Source organism: Wolbachia endosymbiont of Nomada ferruginata, from assembly GCF_001675785.1.
Lineage (GTDB): Bacteria > Pseudomonadota > Alphaproteobacteria > Rickettsiales > Anaplasmataceae > Wolbachia > Wolbachia pipientis.
Map to the genome: position 1 here is coordinate 1 of NZ_LYUY01000083.1, position 5,867 is coordinate 5,867.

Sequence of the window (5,867 nt, forward strand, 5' to 3'; positions counted from 1 at the left end):
ATAAATACCAGAATAATAAGCTACTGATATTCTCCACCTTTTTTATCTTTAATCCATCATAGCTAGCGATGCAACAAAGCCGGCTGGATTCCAGTGTCAAGCACTGGAATGACACCATTTGCTGTGCAGTTTACCTTCAAAAATGAATGTTCGTACAGCTATGGAATAAATCGCGGTATGACGGTTCGCAGCGGTATAGTAACTCGTCACCCCGCTACGTGTTAGCGGCTGAGATACCGCGGCGGTATGACGTATAAGCTATACTTTTATACTCACCAACTCAGTATCCAATCTGGATCCAAGTAGTCAAGCTATTCGGATGACACCCTCATAAAGTGAAATGAGATCCCGCTAACACGTAGCGGGATGATGGGAAAAGAGGTACTGGGAGACATCCTTCCTGGTAGACCCAAATCACAATGTTCGCACAGTTGTGCGTCACGCGCTGCCGAACACTGTATGGTTATACAAGAAAAATTAAGGCTTAAAAGGAAACTTAAGCAGCTAATAGGGCCTAAGCCTTCTTAATAAAACATAAAAAGCCCCTTTACCACCATGTTTTTTCGTAGCTTGCTGGTAGTATAGAACCATATGCTGGATTTTAGTATCATTTAACCACTTATTTAAGTTATTCTTCATAGTGTCTGTTTTATTTGTTGCACTGCCGTATCCCGTAATTACCAATAAACATCTATTTCCTGCTCGATAATTTTTGATAATAAAATCTATCAATTTACAGTAAGCATCCTCTATATTATAGCCATGCAAATCGAGCTTATCGCTTATAAAATATTTACCCCTATCAATCTTTGATTTTGTGTTGTAGTCAAGACAAAATGATGAGTTACCATTATTGGTATTAAGAAAATTCCCTTGTAAGTCGGAGGTACCTTTATCAACCATAGACTTTATATTTACTTTATGATCAACTTTCAAAGTAACTTTTCTACATTCTATTGGCTTAACATTTTTTTGCCAATCCAACTCATCGTCCGACATAAACGCATTAATCGAATTGTATAATTTTACAACAATATCCAAACATAGTAAAATGTTGCTTATTCTATAAAAAACCAGATTTTCAATAATACGATGAAATCGTCGAAAACTAATGAGAATTTTTGGCTGTATGGAAAGCACACCTGCATGTCAGCATTAAGAAATAAAAATAGGCGGTGTATAGAACTGTTAGCAACAGAAAATTTCTATAGAGAACACGAAAAAGAAATTAGGCAATGTGTAGACAGTAAGGGCATTAAAGTTCGATTAGTAGAAAACAAAATACTTAATGACGTTTTACCCAAAGGTGCTAACCATCAGGGAATTGCTTTAAATGTTGCCCCTATTCTTTATAACTTAAGCATCGAAGAAGTAGCTGAAAGCTCAAACGACAGCTCTACTATAGTCATTTTAGATCAAGTCACTGACACGCACAATATTGGATCAATTTTAAGAACTTCAGCTTGTTTTAATGTCGACGCATTGGTTTTACCACATAACCATTCACCGAGTGAAAATGCATCTATTGCAAAAGCAGCAAGTGGGGCTTTAGATATTGTTCCGCTAATATACGTTACAAATATAGTAAAAACTATGCAGTATTTAAAAAAGGTCGGCTACTGGTGTTACGGGTTTGATTGCAATGCTAAAGAAAATATAGATGAAATAAAGAGTTTTGAGAAAAAAAGAGTAATTATTTTTGGTTCTGAAGAGAAAGGAATGCGGAGGTTAGTTAAAGAAAATTGTGATTATCTTTTAAAAATCCCAATGTCAAATGCAATTAACAGTTTAAATGTTTCAAACGCAGCAGCAATAGGCCTATATTCTATTTATATTAAAACAAATGCCAGCGCATAGCTGTTTATAATAAAAACACTTGATAAAAATATGGTTTTATATTATAATGTGTTAAGTAATGGATAAAAGGAGTTATATTATGTCTTATATGAGAAATGAACAGGATATTCGCTCTCAAGGCGTTTATTATAGTGCTGGGCTTAGAAGTTACCTAACTAAAGTATATAATTACATGGCTTTAGCTTTGGGCGTCACAGGGCTTGTTGCATTTTTAACAGTATTTTCTGGTCTTTTTCAAGTAATTTATTCTAATCCCGTTCTATCGCTTGTGGTAATGTTATCTCCGGTTGCATTGGTGTTCTACATGTCTTATAGAATTCAACACCTAAGTGCTCAGTCTGCCGTTACTATATTTTTCTCGTTCTCAGTGTTAATGGGGCTTTCCTTATCTTATGTTTTTATAGTTTATACTGCAGAAAATATAGCAAGGGCGTTTTTCATTACATCAATCATGTTTGGCTCTATGGCTTTATATGGCAATACTACAAAAAGAGATCTTACAAGTATGGGCTCTTTCTTGATTATGGGAGTTTGGGGGTTAATCATTGCGTCTATAGTAAATTTATTTCTTGGAAGTAGTCCTCTCCACTTTGCAATATCGTTCATATCAGTAATAGTCTTTACCTTAATGACTGCGTATGATGCTCAAAGAATCAAGGACGTTTATTATAAACATAATGACGGATCAGAAGTTGCTACTACTAAATTGGCAATACTCGGTGCAACTAATCTTTATTTTGACTTTATTAATATATTTCTCAATCTACTCAGGTTACTTAACTTGTTCAACAATAGGGATTAGATGTTTTCCTTTTTAAGGAAAGGCAGTAAGAATTCTATAGTTTTCTTTTTAGTATCTTTAGTTGTGTCGATGATATGTCTTGCATATGCATCGGTACCTCTATATAGCATTTTCTGTAAAGCTACTGGGTATGGTGGCACAATAAGAAAAGTAACTAACACAACAACAAATATAACTAACCAAAAGATCAGGGTCCATTTCAATGCTGATATAATGTCCGATCTACCTTGGGAGTTTAAATCAGAAACTAACTACGTTGACGTAAACATAGGAGAACAAAGTTTAGCGTTTTATTACGCAAAAAATCTATCTGATCAGCCTTCATTTGGAATGGCGGTGTATAATGTTACGCCTTTCAAAGCAGGTAAGTATTTCAATAAAATTGCATGCTTTTGTTTTGAAGAACAAATGTTGCTACCAAAACAAAAAGCAGCTATGCCCGTATCTTTCTATATAGATCCTGAGATAATGCTTGATAGTAATACAAAAGATTTGGGCGAAATAACACTATCATACACGTTCTTTAAGCTTAAGTAACAGAATGTTTGCAAACCGTGTCATTTCAGTAATCAATAGGGTGTCATCCAAGTAGCTGACACTGGAATGACAGGAGGTAACGCAAGAAGTCTATTGATTGTGAAAACAATAACTTTGCAAAATATTAATTGTTAGATAACATAATCAAAGTTTTTATCTTAATATTCATCATGGTTAGAGCTATACAAATTAAAAAAACTGGGGGACCAGAAGTATTAGAATTTGTAGATAAGAGCATAGGTGAGCCAAAAGGCGAGGAAGTTTTAGTACGTCACACAACTATCGGCTTAAATCGTTATGATTTAGAGCACAGAAAAGGTATGCGCAAAATTAAAGATCTACCATCAGTGCTTGGAGTGGAAGCAGTGGGAGTGATTGAAAAGCTTGGTAAAAAAATCAGTGATGGATTGAAGGTCGGAGATAGAGTTGGATATTGCACAGCTCCTCCAGGGGCATATTGTGAAAAGCGCATTATACACCAGAAATATCTGATAAAAATTCCAGATGACATATCTGATGAAGTTGCTGCTGCAGTGCTGTTTAAAGGTATGACAGCTCACTATTTAGTTAATCAATCTTATAAAGTTAGGCCTGGTGCTTTCGTGCTAGTTCATGGGGCTAATGGTGGTTTAGGACAAATAATATGCCAATGGGCAAAGGATAAAAAAGGTGTAGTGATAGGTTCTGTAAGCTCTGATGAAAAAATGAAGATAGCTTTACAAAGTGGCTGCACATACGCAATAAACTACAATGATAAAGACTTCGTTTCTAAAATTATGGAGATTACGCAAAACAGAGGAGTAGGTGCAGTGTATGACCCCATAGGTTACGCTACAAGCAAGCTCTCTTTTGAATCTTTAGGCAGGTTCGGCATATACGTTTCCTATGGGCAGATATCAGGTAACGCTCCTATTAGTTTTTCTTTACTTAGTTCACGTTCGTTATTTGCAACTGGAACCTCAATATACCATTATAAGCATGATAGATTCACATTAGTGCTTACCACAATGGAAATCTTTGAGATGCTAAGAAAAAAACTTTTAACTGTACGGATCAATAAAAAATATAAATTTGATGAAATAATTCAAGCACATCGCGATATGGAAAATAGAAAAGCGAGTGGGTTAAATATTATCAAAGTTTCTTAAATAAATTAGTAATCTAAACTAACCATTCATTAAATCATATCAACTAGAGTTTCACATATTTAATTCTCCTTTTGGGGAAATTAAAAGCATATAGCTAAACTAACTTAGGCTTACCGACAACCGTCATTCCGCTACTTGTTAGCGGAATCTATGCTGAGATACCGCGAATAGACTTCTTGCATAACCCAAACTAAGTAGAAAGAAGGTATCATCCGAGTAGCTGACACTGGTTCCTTTATGACGGTAGTAGCCCCCCTTCTCCTGTCATTCCAGTGCTCTCTTCTTGTCATCCCAGTGCCCAGACACTGGGATCCAGTTTCACCTTGTGATGGTGTCATGAAAGTAGCTGACACTGGTTTCCATCCAAGACGGTGTCATTCCTTACTATTACCCACAAATATAAATGGACTAAAAAGTAAAATATTACAATATTAAAGTTTGCAAATATTGAGGGTATAAAAATGGCAAACGAGAGTAATGAATGGGCTAAAAATGAATTTGGAGATGCTGTACTTGGAGATAAAAGATTAACTGACCGATTAGTAAAGATTGCTGATAGTTTGATAAGTTTACCTGAAAGCTCAATTAATGAGGCATGCGGAAGTTGGTCAGAAGCAAAAGCAGCATACCGTTTTTTTCAAAATGAGAATGTAAAAGAAAGTGATATTTTAGCTACACATATTAATAAGACGGTTGAGAGAACAAAAGCTCACAAGAGGGTTCTTGTCATTCAAGATACCAGTTACATTATATATAATAACCATAAAAAAACAAGCGGATTAGCAAATTTGTCCAGTTATGATACTGCAAAAGGTATTATAATGCATACAGCTCTTGCCGTTAGTATAGAAGGTTTGGTACTAGGGATACTAGATCAAAAAGTTTATTCAAGACCTGAAGAAACTGAAAACCTTAAAAAAAAGAGCGATCGCATTGAAGATAAAGAAAGCGTAAAGTGGTTGGAAACTTTAAGAAAAACAAATAATATTATTGATCCAACTCAAACTGAGACTATAACTGTATGCGATAGAGAAGCAGATATATATGACTTTTTTGAGCTTGGACATAATCTTAATTCGGCAGTGCTAGTTAGAGCATGCAGAGATAGAGCAGTAAATAGAAAATCTCGATATCCTGAAAAAGGTGAGCAGAAGTTATGGGCATTTCTCTCATTGTGCAGGTACGGTAGAAGTTGAAGTTCCTGTAAAAGATAATAAGCCAAAAAGAACAGCACGTTTGGAAGTTAGATTTGGAAAGTTTATGATGAATCCATCTAAGAATAATATTAGGCATAAGACGGAAGAACTACCTAAATTACCACTTTATGCAGTTTATGTTGTTGAGAAAACTCCCCTTCCCTTAAAAAAAACCGCTAGAATGGATGCTATTAACGAATCTTTCAGTTAATACTTTCGATGAAGCTGTTGAAAAAATTAGTTGGTATTGCCTTAGATGGAAAATAGAGATATTACATAAAATTTTAAATCCGGTCTCAAAGTTGAAGAATGTAGGCTTGGAATAGC

The 5,867-nt window shown here is 35.2% G+C and carries 8 protein-coding genes and 1 pseudogene; 7 read left to right on the forward strand and 2 right to left on the reverse strand.

What is annotated here, in order from left to right; all coding sequences use genetic code 11:
* The first annotated feature begins 93 nt into the window (after positions 1 to 93).
* Positions 94 to 225 (forward strand): hypothetical protein, encoded by a 132-nt coding sequence (locus BA053_RS08390; protein ID WP_255356250.1) that lies wholly within the window; start codon positions 94 to 96, stop codon positions 223 to 225.
* Between the two features lie 141 nt (positions 226 to 366).
* Positions 367 to 528 (forward strand): hypothetical protein, encoded by a 162-nt coding sequence (locus BA053_RS07710; protein ID WP_156518093.1) that lies wholly within the window; start codon positions 367 to 369, stop codon positions 526 to 528.
* Here BA053_RS07710 and BA053_RS04935 read toward each other — a convergent pair.
* Entirely contained in the window at positions 505 to 999 is a 495-nt protein-coding gene (locus BA053_RS04935) for a Smr/MutS family protein (protein ID WP_065094394.1), read from the reverse strand. The two genes, BA053_RS07710 and BA053_RS04935, sit on opposite strands and share 24 nt — an antisense overlap.
* A 93-nt stretch (positions 1,000 to 1,092) precedes the next feature.
* Between BA053_RS04935 and rlmB the strand changes: the two genes are divergently transcribed.
* The 4 genes from rlmB (at position 1,093) to BA053_RS04955 (ending at position 4,344) form a co-directional block, all read left to right on the forward strand.
* Positions 1,093 to 1,857: a 23S rRNA (guanosine(2251)-2'-O)-methyltransferase RlmB gene (rlmB, locus tag BA053_RS04940; protein WP_065094395.1), complete on the forward strand. Its 765-nt coding sequence runs from the start codon at positions 1,093 to 1,095 to the stop codon at positions 1,855 to 1,857.
* 79 nt (positions 1,858 to 1,936) lie between these two features.
* Entirely contained in the window at positions 1,937 to 2,659 is a 723-nt protein-coding gene (locus BA053_RS04945; protein WP_010962942.1) for a Bax inhibitor-1/YccA family protein, read from the forward strand.
* Entirely contained in the window at positions 2,660 to 3,196 is a 537-nt protein-coding gene (locus BA053_RS04950) for a cytochrome c oxidase assembly protein (protein WP_065094396.1), read from the forward strand.
* A gap of 170 nt (positions 3,197 to 3,366) precedes the next feature.
* Positions 3,367 to 4,344: a quinone oxidoreductase family protein gene (locus BA053_RS04955; protein WP_065106829.1), complete on the forward strand. Its 978-nt coding sequence runs from the start codon at positions 3,367 to 3,369 to the stop codon at positions 4,342 to 4,344.
* A gap of 131 nt (positions 4,345 to 4,475) precedes the next feature.
* Here BA053_RS04955 and BA053_RS07440 read toward each other — a convergent pair whose 3' ends face one another.
* Complete coding sequence (locus tag BA053_RS07440; RefSeq protein ID WP_156517974.1) at positions 4,476 to 4,697, reverse strand: hypothetical protein; 222 nt, start codon at positions 4,695 to 4,697, stop codon at positions 4,476 to 4,478.
* Positions 4,698 to 4,805: 108 nt separating this feature from the next.
* On the opposite strand from BA053_RS07440, the pseudogene BA053_RS04960 reads away from it, so the two are divergent.
* A pseudogene (locus BA053_RS04960) lies at positions 4,806 to 5,867 on the forward strand (IS4 family transposase); the annotation flags it as partial.